General features: G+C 41.8%; 15 protein-coding genes and 1 other RNA gene. 10 read left to right on the top strand and 6 right to left on the bottom strand.

Annotated elements, in window-relative coordinates; translation table 11 throughout:
• Positions 1 to 711 precede the first annotated feature (711 nt).
• Positions 712 to 1071, bottom strand: a transfer-messenger RNA (tmRNA) gene (ssrA, locus tag GHI45_RS09970).
• Between the two features lie 154 nt (positions 1072 to 1225).
• Between ssrA and GHI45_RS09965 the strand changes: the two genes are divergently transcribed.
• Positions 1226 to 2266 (top strand): DNA/RNA non-specific endonuclease, encoded by a 1041-nt coding sequence (locus GHI45_RS09965; protein ID WP_147780601.1) that lies wholly within the window; start codon positions 1226 to 1228, stop codon positions 2264 to 2266.
• A 34-nt stretch (positions 2267 to 2300) separates the two neighbouring features.
• On the opposite strand, the gene GHI45_RS09960 is transcribed toward GHI45_RS09965, so the two are convergent.
• Together GHI45_RS09960 and GHI45_RS09955 are read right to left on the bottom strand one after the other, a co-directional pair.
• Positions 2301 to 2636, bottom strand: coding sequence for a putative DNA-binding protein (locus GHI45_RS09960; RefSeq protein WP_147780602.1), 336 nt, complete (start codon positions 2634 to 2636; stop codon positions 2301 to 2303).
• A gap of 45 nt (positions 2637 to 2681) precedes the next feature.
• Entirely contained in the window at positions 2682 to 3314 is a 633-nt protein-coding gene (locus GHI45_RS09955) for a glycoside hydrolase family 73 protein (RefSeq protein WP_147780603.1), read from the bottom strand.
• Positions 3315 to 3551: 237 nt separating this feature from the next.
• On the opposite strand from GHI45_RS09955, the gene GHI45_RS09950 reads away from it, so the two are divergent.
• The 5 genes from GHI45_RS09950 (at position 3552) to GHI45_RS09930 (ending at position 10976) form a co-directional block, all read left to right on the top strand.
• A complete protein-coding gene (locus GHI45_RS09950; RefSeq protein WP_147780604.1) occupies positions 3552 to 4031 on the top strand; it encodes a glutathione peroxidase in 480 nt (159 codons plus the stop codon).
• Between the two features lie 255 nt (positions 4032 to 4286).
• Positions 4287 to 7481, top strand: coding sequence for a carbamoyl-phosphate synthase large subunit (gene carB, locus GHI45_RS09945; RefSeq protein ID WP_147780605.1), 3195 nt, complete (start codon positions 4287 to 4289; stop codon positions 7479 to 7481).
• Between the two features lie 202 nt (positions 7482 to 7683).
• On the top strand, positions 7684 to 9867 hold the full coding sequence (locus tag GHI45_RS09940; RefSeq protein ID WP_147780606.1) for a glycosyltransferase family 39 protein: 2184 nt from the start codon (positions 7684 to 7686) through the stop codon (positions 9865 to 9867).
• A 134-nt stretch (positions 9868 to 10001) separates the two neighbouring features.
• A complete protein-coding gene (locus tag GHI45_RS09935) occupies positions 10002 to 10538 on the top strand; it encodes an rRNA large subunit pseudouridine synthase E (protein WP_147780607.1) in 537 nt (178 codons plus the stop codon).
• Positions 10539 to 10586: 48 nt separating this feature from the next.
• Positions 10587 to 10976: a cytidine deaminase gene (locus GHI45_RS09930; protein ID WP_147780608.1), complete on the top strand. Its 390-nt coding sequence runs from the start codon at positions 10587 to 10589 to the stop codon at positions 10974 to 10976.
• A gap of 30 nt (positions 10977 to 11006) precedes the next feature.
• Here GHI45_RS09930 and GHI45_RS09925 read toward each other — a convergent pair whose 3' ends face one another.
• From GHI45_RS09925 to GHI45_RS09915, 3 genes are all read right to left on the bottom strand, one after another.
• A complete protein-coding gene (locus tag GHI45_RS09925) occupies positions 11007 to 11801 on the bottom strand; it encodes a YgcG family protein (protein WP_147780609.1) in 795 nt (264 codons plus the stop codon).
• The gene (locus GHI45_RS09920) at positions 11798 to 12949 is read right to left on the bottom strand and encodes a TFIIB-type zinc ribbon-containing protein (RefSeq protein WP_147780610.1); all 1152 of its coding nucleotides are present in this window, start codon (positions 12947 to 12949) and stop codon (positions 11798 to 11800) included. Before GHI45_RS09920 ends, GHI45_RS09925 begins: the two co-directional genes overlap by 4 nt.
• 62 nt (positions 12950 to 13011) lie before the next feature.
• Complete coding sequence (locus tag GHI45_RS09915) at positions 13012 to 14295, bottom strand: SPFH domain-containing protein (protein WP_147780611.1); 1284 nt, start codon at positions 14293 to 14295, stop codon at positions 13012 to 13014.
• A 315-nt stretch (positions 14296 to 14610) separates the two neighbouring features.
• Between GHI45_RS09915 and GHI45_RS09910 the strand changes: the two genes are divergently transcribed.
• The 4 genes from GHI45_RS09910 to GHI45_RS09895 are packed head-to-tail and all read left to right on the top strand — an operon-like array spanning position 14611 to position 17418.
• Complete coding sequence (locus tag GHI45_RS09910) at positions 14611 to 15411, top strand: dihydroorotate dehydrogenase electron transfer subunit (protein WP_147780643.1); 801 nt, start codon at positions 14611 to 14613, stop codon at positions 15409 to 15411.
• Positions 15408 to 16337, top strand: a complete 930-nt coding sequence (locus GHI45_RS09905; protein ID WP_147780612.1) for a dihydroorotate dehydrogenase — start codon at positions 15408 to 15410, stop codon at positions 16335 to 16337. Before GHI45_RS09910 ends, GHI45_RS09905 begins: the two co-directional genes overlap by 4 nt.
• Positions 16334 to 16780, top strand: coding sequence for a GNAT family N-acetyltransferase (locus GHI45_RS09900; protein ID WP_147780613.1), 447 nt, complete (start codon positions 16334 to 16336; stop codon positions 16778 to 16780). Before GHI45_RS09905 ends, GHI45_RS09900 begins: the two co-directional genes overlap by 4 nt.
• Positions 16777 to 17418, top strand: coding sequence for an HAD-IA family hydrolase (locus GHI45_RS09895; RefSeq protein ID WP_147780614.1), 642 nt, complete (start codon positions 16777 to 16779; stop codon positions 17416 to 17418). Before GHI45_RS09900 ends, GHI45_RS09895 begins: the two co-directional genes overlap by 4 nt.
• Positions 17419 to 17420 lie beyond the last annotated feature (2 nt).

Raw genomic sequence — 17420 nt, 5'->3', positions numbered from 1 at the left:
TCGTGTGTTATAATGGTCTTGCATCTGAATCCTCTTCCTACTTGTGTTTCCCAATTCAAGTATAAGAAATTCAGATGCGTTTTGCTTACTTCAAGGTGGCTAAACTAATTTTACAATTTACCATTTTAAATATCTATACCAAATAATACTTTTATGATATAATAATCATGCAAACCTTTTTCCTAGAAGGTTACTATAATTTTTAGCGCTCTTTGCTCTGCATGGAGTGTTTTTTATTTTTTAGTAGGGTAAGGGCAATTAACTTGATTTAAAAATGGCATCTGATAGAATGAAGTCATACCCATATTTTTATATCCTTTCTTTAGACCGTATCTTGATACGGTCTTTTTCATTTGATAAGATGATTTTGAACATTTTAAAATAAGGCTTGCATTTTGTAAAAGTTATGATACAATAGAAGAAGAGAATCGCTTGGCACACGGGCGGTTTTTATAAAACACTCCGACAAATAGCCTAGCACTCCCCTTGAGGAGTGCATTTTTTTGTTTTTGGGTCTCAATTTGGGTCTCACTTTTTATCATTTATTTGACGAGGCTGTCAATTTTCCAAATGAGTTTATAAAGTGAAAGGTTTATGAGAAAGTCATTCCCCTCCTTTTCCCCTTCCTTTATCAATATTCATCAATGTTAGAAAAAGAAAAACCGCACTCGAATGCGGTTTTAATCGATATATCAAATGATATAAAATATATAATGGAGCTGAGGGGAATTGAACCCCTGTCCAAACATCTTGCTGCATCAACGTCTACAACCATAGGACTTTCTCAAATTTAACAAAGCACCAAAGTAAGTCTCAAACAGCAGTGTATTGCGATGTTTCAAAGGCTCTTATTTTACGGGAAACAAGCCGTAAAATCGTATCTGACTAAAAGTTTAGACCGTCAAATAATCATCAGCGAATTAAAATCTGGCACGCTAGCTGTGGTTTAGGCAGCGAAAGCGTAATTTTGTGTGTTATTTTTTGCAGTTATATTTCTGCGGCAGATTATCCTGATGCCAGCAGCAGTTGCAGTTCATGTGCGACAATGCCTGTCGAATCCGTAACAGCCCCAAGACTACTCCTATTATAGCATAAAATAATCGATTTATCAGAAAATGAAAAGTTTAAATGTTGGCAAAAAAAAAGATAAAAAAATTTAAAAACAACTTGTTTTTTGTATGATTTATTATATAATATTAAATAAAACTTAAAATAAGGAATTCATATGAAAACATTAAAGCAATTTGTTCTCAAAGGGACACTGCTCACTTCAGCTCTGGTTGGCTTAGGTTTTGGAACAGTCGCTGCAAGTGCGGCTACCGTTAATTATGGTCGTATTTCTGATGCACAACCGACTCAGAGCCTTTCCTCGTCAGTGCTGACAAGCACAGTCAAAGCCAAGTTGGGGGCAAAGATTACTTACAACGGTCATGGGGCTTTTATTATTAATAATAATTATCCAAGTATTTCAATCATGAAATCATCTGCCTATGTCAGTGAAGGACCACTCAATCGTTACGGGCAAGCAAGTACTGCCATTGCAGTCTTGAGTTTTAATACGTATACGACAAAAACAAGAACTTCAAAAACCATCAATCCTGCGGGTTGGCACCAATTAACGCTTCCTGGTGGGAAACATCCTTATCTGTACAATCGTGGTCATTCTATTGGCTATGCTTTGGTTGGAAATTTAGCTGGTTTCGATGCATCTGAAGCAAATAAAAATAATATCACGGCACAAACCTCTTGGGCAAATCAAGCGAACGGCGGAACTGAGGGGTACGGACAAAACTATTATGAAGGATTGGTCAGAAACGCCTTACGCGCTCATCATACGGTGAAATATTTGGTTCGTCCAATATATGCGGGAACAAATGCGGTTCCTGTTGGGACAGAAATCGAAGCACAGGGAATTGGTTACAATATGTATTTTCATGTTTTCGTCCCAAATGTAGAACCAGGGGTTAAAATTAATTATGCCAATGGTCTTGCAACGATTGTCGGAAAAGCAGCAAGTAAAACCGTTGCCAAACCAGCAGCGAAGCCAGTAGTCAAAAAACCAGTTGCTAAACCAGTAGTCAAAAAACCGGTGGTTCTAAGTCCCTCAAAGAGTAAAAGGGTTGTTTTCGTTGCCAGTCATGGAACTTCAAAAGTCTATTGGTATTATAAAAAGGATATGCCAAAATCTACCATTTTGTCTAATGTCGTCCAAATGACAGAAGCACAAGCAGTTGCCAAAGGAAAGACACATTCTAAAACAGAATAAAATAAAAAAAGAACGGCTTGCCGCTCTTTTTGCTTTAAAATTCTTCTTCATCAATGTGTTGAATGGCTCGAAGTTGGTCAACCAAATCTTGATTATCGGCATATTTTTCGAGTAATTGATCTAAAAGCTGGTTTCTCACGACATAGTTTGAAAAAAGATGAAGCTTTTCTTCGTAGCCTTCAAGGACTTTTTCTGTCCGTTTGATATTGTCGTAAACGGCTTGGCGACTCACTCCAAATTGTTCGGCAATTTCAGCAAGGCTGTAGTCATCGGCATAATAAAGTTCGATATAATTCATCTGTTTGTCAGTGAGCAGTGTCGCATAAAATTCGAACAAGGTGTTCATTCGGTTGGTTTTTTCGATTTCCATAGGGCTCCTCTGTGACAGTTATCTTATCTATTGTACCACACTTTTTTAGATCTTGTCATATTGATCCAAATGATACAACTCAATCATTTCAATCAATTTTTCAGGATAAGTAGGATCGGTCGCATAGCCAGACTTATAAAGCGCGTGTGCAGCGGTCTTATAATCTTTTGCGGCAAGCACACTTGCATATTGTTTACTGTTCCAAGTTGTGCCATTGGCAATCAAGCGGGAATGTCCATTGACAGAGTCAGCGTCAGACTCATACACACGAAATGAGCCAGAAATGGTAATCCATTTGCCAGAGACATATTCTTTTGTATCCAGATTCACGGTTGGAACATTGCCATAAGCCTTGATACCAAAGAGGTTGTGATATTTGCTGGCCAATGTAGAAGCACCAAAATCAGACTCTAGACAGGCTTGAGCTAGCGTAATGGATGGTAAAATCTGATAGTTCTGATAAGCGTTTTGAGCAAGCGGGGCAATGGTACGAATGAAATTGTATTGTGACATGGCTTCAACTTGTTGATTAAGTTGGCTACTGTCAGGGCTGCCATTGGCCTGATCGCTGCTAAATTTGTAAATGCCTCCTAAGACCAGACAAACCAGCAGGAGTTTGCCAATAAAACTCCCAACTTTGTTTTTTGACCCTCGATTTTTCTTTCTTCTTTTTTGCATACTTTAGTTTAACATATTTTTTTTATAAAAAAAGATGAAATAACTTTATTCTGCTGATAAAAATTCAGTATATTTTTAGCTTGATTTAAGAAATTTTTGATATATTCTAGGCAGATAAAAGAAAAGAAGAGAGCGTGTCCTGACGGTGATTGGGCAGACTCTTTTTAGTTTTCGAAAGCTAGAGCGAAAAAAACAAATTTTTGATATAATAAATGCAAGAAAGAAAAGGAGAAAAGCATGGGATTTTACGATTTTGAAGCAACAAAAATGAACGGTCAAACCGTTTCAATGCGTGATTACGAGGGCAAAGTTGTTCTTGTGGTCAACACTGCAAGTAAATGTGGCTTCACGCCTCAATTTGAGGGGCTTGAAACACTCTACAAAACATATAAAGATCAAGGCTTGGAAATCTTAGGCTTCCCTTGCAATCAGTTTGCTGGACAAGATGCGGGATCGAATTCTGAAATCTCCGAATTTTGTCAGGTTAATTATGGCGTGACTTTTACCATGTTTGAAAAAATCAAAGTCAATGGTAAAGAAGCACATCCGCTCTATAAATATTTGAAAAATGAGGCGAAAAGCAGTCTCGGTTCAACCATCAAATGGAATTTCACAAAATTTTTGATTGGCCGTGACGGAACTGTTGTGAAACGTTTCGCTTCAGCAACAGAGCCTAAAGACATGGTTTCTGACCTTGAACTTGAATTGAATAAATAAAAGGGATAACATTAAGACTTGAATTTTTGTCAAGTTTTTGTTAAACTCATTAAGATAAATAAACTTTTAATCTAGTCCAGAGAGGCTAGCAAGGTTGTGAACAGGAAAAAAGAGGCTGAAATTGCTGACAAATCGTTTGTCAGTACTGACAGGCTACATTTTGGTACACATCTGCTAGGTTTCTGGCAGATGTTTTTTGTTGAAATTAGGTCTAAAGGACACGCCGTTTGATAGACACCAAAAAGGAGAAAACAAATGCCAAAACGTAATGACATCAAGAAAATCATGATTATCGGGTCAGGTCCAATCATTATCGGTCAAGCTGCTGAGTTTGACTACGCGGGTACCCAAGCCTGTTTAGCCCTCAAAGAAGAAGGCTACCAAGTGGTTTTGGTCAATTCAAATCCTGCCACCATTATGACAGACCGGGAAATTGCGGATACGGTCTATATCGAGCCAATCACAGTCGAATTCGTTTCTAAAATTTTGCGTAAGGAGCGTCCAGACGCATTGTTGCCATCGCTTGGCGGACAAACAGGTCTTAATATGGCCATGGATTTATCCAAAACTGGAATTTTAGATGAGCTTGGGGTTGAGCTTTTGGGAACCAAACTCTCAGCCATTGACCGTGCAGAAGACCGTGAATTATTTAAAGAATTATGTGAAGAAATTGGTGAGCCACTTTGTAAATCTGATATTGCTACAACTGTTGAAGAAGCGGTTGTCATTGCTGACAAGATTGGTTATCCTATCATCGTTCGTCCTGCCTTTACCATGGGTGGCACAGGTGGTGGTATCTGCGATACCGAAGAAAGCTTACGCGAAATCGTCGCCAATGGCTTGAAATTAAGTCCTGTAACCCAATGTCTGATTGAAGAGTCCATCGCCGGCTACAAAGAGATCGAATATGAAGTCATGCGTGACTCAGCGGACAATGCCATAGTCGTTTGTAACATGGAAAATTTCGATCCTGTCGGTGTCCATACAGGAGACTCGATTGTCTTTGCGCCAATCCAGACCCTGTCTGACAAAGAAGTTCAAATGATGCGTGATGCGTCATTGAATATCATTCGGGCACTCAAAATCGAAGGCGGCTGTAACGTTCAGTTGGCACTTGATCCAAATTCTTATCAATACCGTGTCATCGAAGTCAATCCGCGTGTGTCTCGCTCGTCAGCGCTGGCATCAAAAGCAACAGGCTATCCGATTGCCAAAATGTCTGCCAAAATCGCTATCGGCATGACGCTTGATGAAATCATTAATCCCGTTACCAATAAAACTTATGCCATGTTTGAACCAGCTCTTGATTATGTGGTCGCAAAAATTGCTCGCTTTCCTTTTGACAAATTTGAACATGGCGACCGTCACTTGGGTACTCAAATGAAGGCTACTGGTGAAGTGATGGCAGTCGGGCGAAATATTGAAGAAAGCTTTTTAAAGGCTGTCAGAAGTCTTGAAATTGGCGTTTTCCATAATCGTCTTGAAGAAGCAGAAAAAGCCTCTGACGAAGTCCTTTATGAAAAGATGGTCAAAGTACAAGATGACCGTTTGTTCTATGTGTCTGAGGCCATTCGCAGAGGGATTGAGATTGAAGAAATTCATGAGTTGACCAAGATTGACCTGTTTTTCCTAGATAAACTCCTCCATATTATCGAGCTTGAGCTTGAATTGGCCGCGCACCCGCTCGACCTAGCGCTTTTGAAAGAAGCCAAAAGAAATGGATTTTCAGACCGCGAAATTGCAAAACTATGGGCTGTCAGCGCTGACAAAATCCGCCAGCTCCGTCTGTCTAACGGCATCGTTCCAGTCTACAAAATGGTGGATACCTGCGCGGGCGAATTTGAAAGTGAAACGCCTTATTTCTATTCGACTTATGAACAAATGACCGAGTCTGTCAGATCGGACAAACCTTCTGTCATTGTCCTTGGCTCAGGCCCTATTCGTATTGGGCAAGGTGTGGAGTTTGACTACGCCACGGTACATGCTGTAAAAGCTGTTCAGAGCGAAGGCTATGAAGCCATTGTCATCAATTCAAATCCAGAAACGGTATCGACTGACTTCTCGATTTCAGACAAACTTTACTTTGAACCATTGACTTTTGAAGATGTCATGAATGTGGTTGATTTGGAACAACCAGAAGGCGTAATTGTGCAGTTTGGTGGACAAACCGCCATCAATTTGGCAGAGCCATTGACTAAAGCGCGTGTCAAAATATTAGGCACACAAGTCGAAGATCTTGACCGCGCAGAAGACCGGGACTTGTTTGAAAAAGCTTTGGTTGAGATGGGCATTCCAATGCCTAAAGGGGCGACGGCGACTAACGAAGAAGAAGCGGTTTTGAATGCCAATCGGATTGGCTACCCTGTTCTTGTCCGCCCAAGTTTTGTCCTTGGTGGACGTGCCATGGAAATCATAAACAACGAGCATGATTTACGGGATTACATGAACCGTGCGGTTAAAGCAAGTCCTGAACATCCTGTCCTTGTCGATCGCTATTTGCAAGGTCAAGAGTGTGAAGTAGATGCCATTTGCGATGGCCAAGATGTCTTATTGCCAGGAATTATGGAGCATATCGAACGTGCAGGCGTTCACTCAGGCGATTCGATGGCCGTTTATCCTCCACAAACTTTTTCTGATAAGATTATTGATACTATTGTTGACTATACCAAACGCATGGCTCTGGGCTTGAATTGTATCGGTATGATGAACGTTCAATTCGTTGTCTTTGAAGAAGAAGTTTATGTGATTGAGGTCAATCCACGTGCGTCTCGTACGGTTCCTTTCTTATCAAAAGTAACCAACGTGCCAATGGCACAACTAGCCACCAAGATGATTTTAGGAAAGACCTTAAAAGAATTGGGCTATCCTACTGGTTTATTAGAAACGCCAGATATGGTTCATGTCAAAATTCCAGTCTTTTCATTCACTAAGCTGGCAAAAGTGGATAGTCTCTTAGGCCCAGAAATGAAATCGACAGGCGAAGCAATGGGTTCAGATATTACACTTGAAAAAGCCTTGTACAAAGCTTTTGAAGCAGCAAAATTGCACATGGAAGACTTTGGCTCAATTCTCTTTACTGTCGCTGACGAAGACAAAGAAGAAAGTCTCGCGCTCGCCAAAAGTTTCGCCGAAATCTGCTACAGTTTGGTAGCAACGAGCGGTACGGCAGATTATTTTAAAGCTCAAGGCCTATACGTGCGCGAAGTGGATAAATTGGCAGGAAATGCAGACGAAGAAGGTACCATTGTTGAGGAAATCAGACAAGGTCGTGTTCAAGCAGTCGTCAATACTATGGGGGCCAATCGGGCTTCATTGACTGCTGAGACTGATGGCTTCCGTATTCGTCAAGAAGCAATTGCACGTGGTATTCCATTGTTTACGGCGCTTGATACGGTGGCCGCTATCTTGAAAGTTATGCAAAGCAGAAGTTTCGCAACCTCTAACATTTGATAAAGATAAAAAAGTGATGAACAATCGCTTTTTTTATTCTCATAAAATCTGTCGATCGTTTGAAAATATCATCGGATTATCATTTTAAATGAAAAAAATGAAAGAATTTTATCATTTAAGCTTCATTATATTTTCATTTAAGTCCAACTCAATCTTACAGCAGTAAAATAAAGCCATCGAAATAGGAAGTTGGTTCGCAAAGATGGAAAAACGAACAATCAATAAACAATGGTATCAAAGAATGGACTATTGGCTGCTTGCCATTCTCCTTCTGGCCTTATTTTTAAATGCATGGGGAATTTGGGACGCTGGCAATGCCAACGCTTATTATACAGCCGCCGTCAAATCAATGACGGAAAGCTGGAAAGCCTTTTGGTATGCCTCACTAGATCCAGCCTCATTTATCACAGTGGATAAACCACCAGTTGCCTTATGGTTCATGGCTTTGTCGGCAAAAATATTTGGTCTGCACGGCTGGTCGGTCGTTCTTCCATCTGTTTTATTTGGTGTGGCCAATTCATATTTAATGTATGTTTTACTAAGAAAGGAATTTGGCTTGTGGGCGGGACGTCTGGCCGCCTTCTTTATGACCATTACGCCAATCGCTGTCGCCGATAATCGAACCAATAACATGGACACGACGCTGATTTTCTTCTTGCTTTTAGCCATTTACTTTTTGCAAAAAGGGGCGGAGAAAAAGTTAATCCGTTATGTCATTCTGAGTTTTGCCTTGGTCTGTGTCGCCTACAACGTTAAAATGTTGCAGGCCTTCATGATTTTACCTGCCATGCTCGTCTATTATTTTATTGCGGTCAAACTCCCTTGGAAAAAATTGCTGACGGGCTTCGTTGCCAGCCTTGCGATTGGAGGACTTGTCACTTTTAGTTATACGGCTATTGTTGACGCTACACCTGCAAGTTCACGCCCTTATATCGGCTCGACTCAAGACAATTCATTACTTGATTTGGCCTTTGGTTACAATGGTTCCGAACGTTTGCTTGGACAAACGACAGGAACTGGCGGAGCATTCCCCGGAATGTCAGGTAGTTCGTCTAATAAAACCAATGCCACAACAGGAGCAACCAGCAAAACTGCAAACGGTGGCCCAAATGGCGCATCTGGAAATGCACCAACAGGAAACGCGCCAACAGGAAATGCAGCAAGCAATGGAAGTATGCCGGCCAAGCCAAGTGGCACAACTGGAAATCCACCGTCAGGAAACACGAGCAATGGTCAAATGCAAGGCGGTACGCCAAAAGCAGGAGGCCAAATGGGCGCAGGTGGCGCAGGCGGTGCCTTTAATATCGGTACAGCAGGCCCATTACGTATCTTTGAATCTGCCCTTGGGACAATGGCTTCATGGCTCTTACCAACGGCAATCATTGGTTTATTTGTAGGCTTCTTTGCGAGTCGCAGACGCAAACAAAAATGGTATGTCTTTAACGAAAAACAACAAGAAACGATTTTGTGGGCAGGTTGGCTTATTCCAGTCGCAGGTTTCTTCTCTATTGCAGGCTTTTTCCACCCTTATTATTTGATTATGCTGGCACCTGCCATTGCTGCTTTGGCAGCCATTGGGTTGGTTGAAGCCATCAAAAAAGTTCACGTTTCAGACACAAAATACAACTGGGCGCATTATAGCTTGGCAGTGATGATTTTGTCAACGGTTGCCTTGCAAGCTTATTATGCCTGGTCATATTATCCGGTTGCTGTCGTCATGATTGGTCTTGTGGCGATTGGTGCAGCTGGCTGGTGGTTCATACCGAAAGGCGACATCAGGTATAAAGCAGGGCTGACGGTTGTTGTCTTGTCATTGCTGACAGGCTGGTGGGCATTGACGCCAACTTTGGCGCATGAATCTGCACAAATCCCTACCGTTGGGCCAAGTCTGTTGACTTCTCAACAAGCCAATACGGATATCTCAGGTTCAACCAATCAAAAAGTTTTAGACTATGTTGAGAAAAACCAAGGTTCTGCCACTTATCTTTTTGCGACGACAGATGCTTCAACAGCAGCACCTTACATCATTTCTTCTGGTAAATCAGTCATGGCACTTGGTGGATTTAATGGCACAGACCCGTCCATCACTTTGGCACAATTCAAGACCTTAGTCAAAGAAGGAAAAATTAAATACTTCTACTCAGGCAGTAAAGGAATGGGCGGCAACAGTGAAAATTCGACTGGCGCAACAGGTGAGATTGAGAGCATTGTCAAATGGATTGAAGCCAATGCTAAAAAAGTAACCTCTGTCAGCACGGACAGTACTGAAACAAGTAGCCAAACGACCACAGGCGCATCAAGCAAGTCAGCAAGCGGTTTTGGTGGAGGTATGGGAGCTACAAGTAGTGGTACGCTTTATGATTTAACAACAATTAGTAATTTCTAATCAAAAGGCTTTGCAGATGCAAAGCTTTTTTTGAATGTCTAGGGGATGACTGCTGGTAAAGTCTTTACAGAAGCCTAGAATGTTCAATTTTTGATATAATAAAGAAAAGAAAAAAGGACATTAAAGGACAGATCATGATTGTTTTATTTAATAAGCCGTTTGATGTTTTGACCAAATTCACGGACGAAAATGGGCGAAAAACTTTGGCTGATTATATTGATTTACCAAATATTTATGCGGCGGGACGCTTGGATAAAGACAGCGAAGGTTTGTTATTGCTGACAGATGACGGCAAGCTCAATCATCGTTTGACGGATCCTAAAACCAAGTCCTACAAGACTTATTTGGTTCAGGTAGAAGGCGAGTTTATAGCAGAAGCGGCTGAAAAATTAAGGCAGGGTGTCGTTCTTAAAGATGGAAAAACCTTGCCTGCCAAAGTTAAGATGGTGGAAGAGCCAAAATGGCTTTGGGAGCGACAGCCCGCCATTCGCGAGCGTAAGAGCATTCCAACCAGTTGGGTTGAACTCTCGATTAAGGAAGGTAAAAATCGACAAGTTCGGCGAATGACAGCAAACGTTGGTTTTCCAACCTTGCGGTTGATAAGAACGCAAATCGGTGATTACAAATTGGCCGATCTTGCCAGCGGACATTATAAAATTATTCAAAAATAAGCCCTGTCAGTGCTGACAGAACGTGCAAGGAGGAGATAAAGAGTAAAGATGGAAAAAGCAGTATGGAATGTTCTTTTTAATAAGGCAGATGATATTTGTCAGCCACGAGACCTGTCAGATACAGTATTTGCAGCTTCTGTTGGGGCTGCCTTGGTGACTGAGGAGGGAAACATCTATAAGGGGGTCAATCTTGACACGGCTTGTTCGATTGGCTTTTGTGCCGAGCGCAATGCGATTGGAAGCATGGTAACCGCAGGGGAAAGTCAGATTAGCAAATTGGTGGCTGTCAGAAATGGCCAAGTGATTTTACCTTGCGGTGTTTGTCGAGAACTCTTGATGCAACTCGATGAAAGAAATAAGGACATGGAAGTGTTGGTCAAATTAGAGGGTTACGAAACCAAACGTTTGAGCCAACTTTTGCCAGATTATTGGCGTTAAAAAAACTGTCGATTGACAGCTTTTTTTTTATTAAAAACTACGTCCGCCTCCTGAACCGCCGCCACCAGACATGCCACCACCGCCAGAATTATTATTCCGGGGAATATGACGCGTGGTTACAAAGCGATTGACGAGAATATCTTGTTGTTGGGTCAGCTTGAGTCTGCCGTATTTACTAAGGTTGTAGCGGACAGAACTATTGGCATCTTTCATTTCGTAACGGCGATAGATGTTCCAAGCAAAGAGTCCAGCCAGAAGCAAGGCGACAAAGAGCGCTACGAGAACATTGAGCATTTGGAAAGAATGATAAAAGGTAATGTCCCCTGTTTCAGGATTGACCGAATATTTGCGTCCAGAGATACCGGCATCGACAGCAGCCTTTGTTTTATCAAAGAATATGTTAACTGCCAAGTCATAATTTTGTGCGGTCAATTCAGGCTGAATGTCATCCAGAGCAGTGTTAATCCGACTTGAAGTCATATAATACTGCATGTTTCCCGTTGCCCACAAGTAAGTTTCCCTCTGGTTCATGTCAATCAACATGACAATCCCATTGTTACCAGCGCCAATTTTTTCCGCTAGATAATTGCGTGAAAAAAGAGAAGGTTTTTCAGTGTTGGTATCCGTCGTGACAACATAAACACTCGCCTTAATCGAATTGGCAAGGCTGGTCGCCTCCTTTTCGAGACTGGCCGCCTGACTCGTTAAAAGCTGTGCTTGGTCATCAATTTGAGCATGAAATGTCGTGCTGTCAGCACTGACAGAGAGGTTAAAAGTGAAAAAACCTATGAAAAGTAGCAGTAGCGCAATGATTTTTTTTCTCATGATAAAAAGTACCCCACACCTAAGCCAATCGCCAAGATTAAAAGAAAGAGAAGTGCCGTTACCCAAGCCAACTTGGATTTGTCAATCGGCAAAACTCCGGCTACTTTCCCTGTTTGTCCGTTCATGGCATAATAAAAAAGTTTATCGCTCCCTGCTTGTCTGTATGTGACCAACCAGATTGGAAGTAAGACATAAGCCTCTTTCATATCTTGGAGCGTCTGATTTGCAGAAACGCGCGTGACTGTCGTGTAACCGTGAATGGTATTTTGCATCATTTGTGCCGCATAATTTTGGACTTCTTGCTCAACTTTTGATTTCATCTCAGGAAATTCAATGTCGCGCTTTTCAGTCAAAAAGCCAGAGAGATATTGATTTTTAAAGGGCTTGGTTTGCGTCAAATCAAAAGGTTCAACAGCACCTACCATTTTATCCGCCAGATTTTTTCGCAAGGCATTTTTGACCAAGTCTGAAAGATGACTGTCGCCTGCTCGCGTGATTTGGTAATCCGACGTTTCTGTAAATTCCGTGTCCCCCTGAACCCAGACCCGAATGTTTCGACCACGGGCCGTCAAATCTCCAGTCAAATCCGCATCAACAGCCCAATATGGAAAATAGACACCCGACAATTTTTCAATTTGTTTTTTATTAAAGAAAGCTTTCGGTACAAATTTTTTCTTGCCAACCCAGTCTAAAAATTCTTCTTCGGCCTCTTGGCGCTCAATCTGAAATGGCAGGACTTTTTCGGGAAGAAATTCGCCAGATAAACGATCCGTCAAGATGACAGGATTTTGACAGTAAAAGCAGAAAGTAGAAGCAGTCGTTGCGTCAGTGACAATTTCAGCCCCACAAGAAGGGCAAAGAAAAATCCCCACTTGGCTCTTTTCATCCGGCTTTTCTGTTTGAACTTTTTCATCAGTACTGACAGCATCAGCAGTTGAGGCTGTGGCCGTGTTTTCAAGAGCTTTCTCATCAATCGGAGCTTCAGTTTTTATGCCAGTGTCAGCTTGTTTTTTTGCGATTTCATTGACTTGCGTTTCAGTAAAAGTTGAGCCACAATATTCACAATGAAATTGTTGATCTTTAGGCTCGAAAAAAAGTGGACCGCCGCAATTCGGACACTTATTTGTGATAACAGAGCTTTCGCTCATCATATTCTCCTTTGTCTCATTTTCTCGAAAAAAGAGCAGTTTTTGCTCTTTTTTTCAATCCATTAAGCCTTAGCAACGAAATTTTTCCCACATTCTGGACAGAATTTTGGTTGTCCGTTGGCCAGACTGATCAATGCGCCACATTCAGAACAATGCGCTTCAGTCGCAGGCTTTGCTTTGCCACAGTTTTGGCAGAATTTGCCAGTGTTTTCAGTGCCACATGAACATGTCCAACTGTCAGCGCTGACAGGTTTTGCTTTGCCACAGTTTTGACAGAATTTACCAGTATTTTTGCTACCACATGAACACATCCAGGTGTTTTCATCAGTTTGTTTTGCTTGTTGCTGTGCCTGTTGTGCTTGATTGGCAGCAGTCGCTTGTCCGATAAAATTCCCTGCTTGGTTCATGCCCATGTTCATTCCCATGAAAGCATTAGTGCTCCCGCCAGGGTTTGAACCCGCATTTTCCATACCGCGAGCAACAGCCCCTTGAACGTAGCCTTCACGAATGGTAGGGTCACCGAGCATGGCACCTTGATTACGCATGTTGATCAGCTTTTGGCTGTCTTCTGTATAACTGATGCTGGCAAGGGCAACGGCGACAATTTCCATGCCACGAAGATTTTTCCAGTCCTCATCAAGAACGGTTGACATATATTTTGCCAATTCCATACTCTTAGAAGTCAAGAAGGAAACCCGTTCACCTTGTGCCGAATACTGATTGATTGCTGTATTTAATGCTGTCAAGAATTCAGAAACGTACTGTTCGTTGATGTCCTGAATTTCGACACGGTCTTTATTTTTAGGAATGGCATTGGCATAAAAAGCCAATGGATCCGTAATTTTAATCGAATAAGTTCCGTAAGTTCTGACAAAAAGTTCAGCATTATAGAAATTGTCAAAATACTGTAATGGTGTCGCAGTTCCAAATTTGATGCCTTTGATTTCCTGCAAATTGATGTAGAAAACCTGTTGTTTCTGCGGCGTTACTCCGCCAAACTTGAAACGGAAGAAGCTCTCTTGAATGGACTCACGTAAATTTCCATTGAACATGCTTGGCGAGGTATCATTTTTGACCGTATAGTAACCTTCTTCAGCGGTATAATCAATAATTTTACCACCGTCAACCAAAAGCATCATCATGTTTGGATAGACGTGAACAACAGAGCCGTCAGTGATGACATCCTCAGTCCCCTTGCGGTTTGAGCCACGTTTGTCATTTTTGCGAACTTTGACCCCTTTTGTAAAAACAGTTTGATCACTCATTTCATTTGGTTCAATGACTTCAAGCCATTGGTCCGCCATTGAGCCACCCATAGCACTTGTAGCCGCTTTAATAATCCCCATTGTTGCATCTCCTTATAAAGTTTTATTGCTACTATTATAGCAAAAATACCGTCGTTAGAAAAGTCAAACTTATTTCATTACAAAATGAAAATTTAATAGAAATGTAAAAAAATAAAGCTCCATTTTCCACTCTTTTTTTGACGAATTTCAAAAAATAAGTTATAATGTTTAAAACCTTTAAATGAGTCCAGAGAGGCTTGTAAGGAACCGGAAAATAAAATGGCATTGCGGGGAAACTCTATCCTGCAAACAGAAATTTTTTGTGCACTTGCAAGTTACTTTGTGAGTGCATTTTTGTTTGAAAAAGGAGAGAAAATGTCCGTGATGCAAGAAATGATGACAATAGTCAGCCAAAAAGAAGTCGCAAAGTCAATTTTTGAAATGGTTTTGACCGGTAAAATGGTCGATGAGCTTGGAGATGCTGGGCAATTTTTACACCTCAAAGTCCCTGTTGAAGGCATGTTACTCCGCCGACCAATCTCGATTTCTTCTTGGGATAAAGAAAAAGCGAGCTGCACCATTTTATATCGCGCAGGAGATGAAACAACAGGAACTTACGCTTTGTCAACGCTGACAGCGGGGCAAAAGCTGGATGTCTTAGGCCCTCTGGGACACGGTTTTCCAGTATCTGAGATTAAGTCTGGCGAAAAAATCGTGTTGGTCGGCGGCGGAATCGGCGTCCCACCTTTGTATGAATTGGCTAAACAGCTCAATCAGCAGGCTTACGACATTACCGTATTGCTAGGTTTCGCTTCTGAAAATGTCAAGATATTGGAAGAAGCATTTGCAAAACTTCAACATGTCAAAGTGAAAGTTGTCACTGATGACGGCACTTATGGTCAAAAAGGTCATGTCGGCCTTTTGATGAATCAGCTTGATTTTGAACCTGATGCGGTTTATTCTTGCGGTGCGCCGGCCATGCTTAAGGCAGTTTATCATAAATACGAAGGGCTTGACCGCCTGTACATTTCGACAGAAGCGCGCATGGCTTGTGGCGTTGGTGCTTGCTACGCCTGTGTCATTCACACCAAAGATGACCCAGATGGAAAGTCTGGTCACACATTGAAGGTCTGTGAAGATGGGCCAGTTTTCAAAGGAGGAGAAATTGTCTTATGAGTAATCGTTTAGCTGTAAAATTGCCTGGTTTAGACCTGAAAAATCCAATCATTCCTGCGTCTGGTTGCTTCGGCTTTGGCGAAGAATATGCCAAATATTACGACCTCGACAAGCTAGGATCAATCATGGTCAAGGCCACAACGATTGGCCCCCGTTTTGGAAATCCGACGCCTCGTGTTGCCGAAACAACATCAGGCATGCTCAATGCGATTGGGCTTCAAAATCCCGGTCTCGAAGTCATTTTGGAAGAAAAATTACCCTTTCTCAATACCAATTTTCCAAATTTGCCTATTATTGCCAACGTAGCTGGCTCGACGGTAGAGGATTATGTTGCGGTCTGTGCCAGAATTCATGAAGCAGAAAATGTCAAAGCCATAGAACTTAATATTTCTTGTCCCAATGTCAAACAAGGCGGACAGACCTTTGGGACAGATCCAAAAGTAGCCTATGACCTCGTCAAAGCCTGCAAGGCCGTTACGGATTTGCCGATTTATCCCAAATTATCGCCAAATGTGACGGACATCGTGCCAATCGCTCAAGCGGTAGAAAAAGCGGGTGCAGATGGGATTACCATGATTAATACCTTGATGGGCATGCGTTTTGACCTTAAAACAAGAAAGCCCGTTTTGGCAAATGGGACAGGTGGCTTGTCGGGTGCAGCCATTAAACCAGTGGCATTAAAGTTGATTCATCAAGTTTCTCAAGCAGTTGACCTGCCTATCATTGGCATGGGAGGCGTTACGAATGCCCAAGATGTCCTTGAGATGTATCTTGCAGGTGCTTCAGCAGTCGCAGTTGGAACAGCTAATTTTACAGACCCCTTTGTGTGTCCAAAAATAATTGACCGCTTGCCAAGCTTGATGGACGAGTATGGGATTGAAAGCCTTGAGCAACTCATTAAAGAGGTAAAAGAAGGCAAACAATGAAAATAATCAAGCAAATCAGTGATAAGCTTGTCATACAAGAGCTGTCAGAGCTGACAGAATTTAAAGCAGCCTATCCGCTCGTTCGTCAGTTAAGACAGACGCTTAGCCAAGCGGTATATCTCGATTTTGTTCAAAAAATTCCTGGCTATCGTGCCCTTGTTATCGTCAACCAAGGTAAAATCATCAGTTATGCCGGTTTTGCTGAGCAAATCAACATGTATGAGGGAAAACATCTTTTTATCTACGAATTGTTGACAAATGAAGCGCACCGCGATCTGGGATATGGTAAACTATTAGTAGAGACCATCGAACAAGAGGGAAAAGCAAGGGGCTGTCAAATGCTCGTTTTGACCTCAGGTTTGGCAAGGAAAGAAGCACATCGTTTTTACCTTGAAAAAATGGGCATGACCCAAAGTAGTTTAGTATTTAGGAAAGATTTATGAAAAAAACACTTTTATTCGACATGGACGGAACCTTGATTGAGTCCCATGTTGGCATTTTGAACAGTCTCAAATATATGTTTGAGCAACTAAAACTTCCGGTACCGCCTGACTTTGAGTTAATGCGTTTTGTAGGCCCACCGCTTGAACAAAGTCTAGAAGAAGGTTATCAGATGAGAGGGCAGGCATTAGAAAATGCAGTAGCTTTGTTCCGGAGCCATTACCGTGAAGTCGGAATTTATCAAAATCATCTTTATGAGGGCATTCCAACACTCTTAAAGAACTTAAAAGCGCTTGACTATCGGCTTTACGTGGCCACTTCAAAACCAACATTGGCTGCCACAGAGATTGCCAAAAGGCTTGACATTGCCCCCTATTTTACAGAAATCGTAGGTTCAAGTCCTTTACACAAGACGAAGGCAGATGTGATTGGGGCAATTTTAGCGGCTGAAAATCGGGCGGATTGTCTGATGATTGGCGATACCAAGTTTGATATTTTGGGCGCCAATGCTCAGAAGTTGGACAGTATCGGTGTCTTGTATGGCTACGGCAACCAAGCTGAATTACTGGCAGCAGGCGCAACAAAAATTGCAAGTAAGGTAACGGATTTATTGAACGTCATTGAAAGTGACAAAGGGTAAAA

The sequence above is a fragment of the Lactococcus sp. dk101 genome (genome assembly GCF_009601055.1).
GTDB lineage: Bacteria > Bacillota > Bacilli > Lactobacillales > Streptococcaceae > Lactococcus.
Note: the sequence above shows the minus strand (reverse complement) of the source record. Positions and strands in the feature narration are given on the sequence as shown.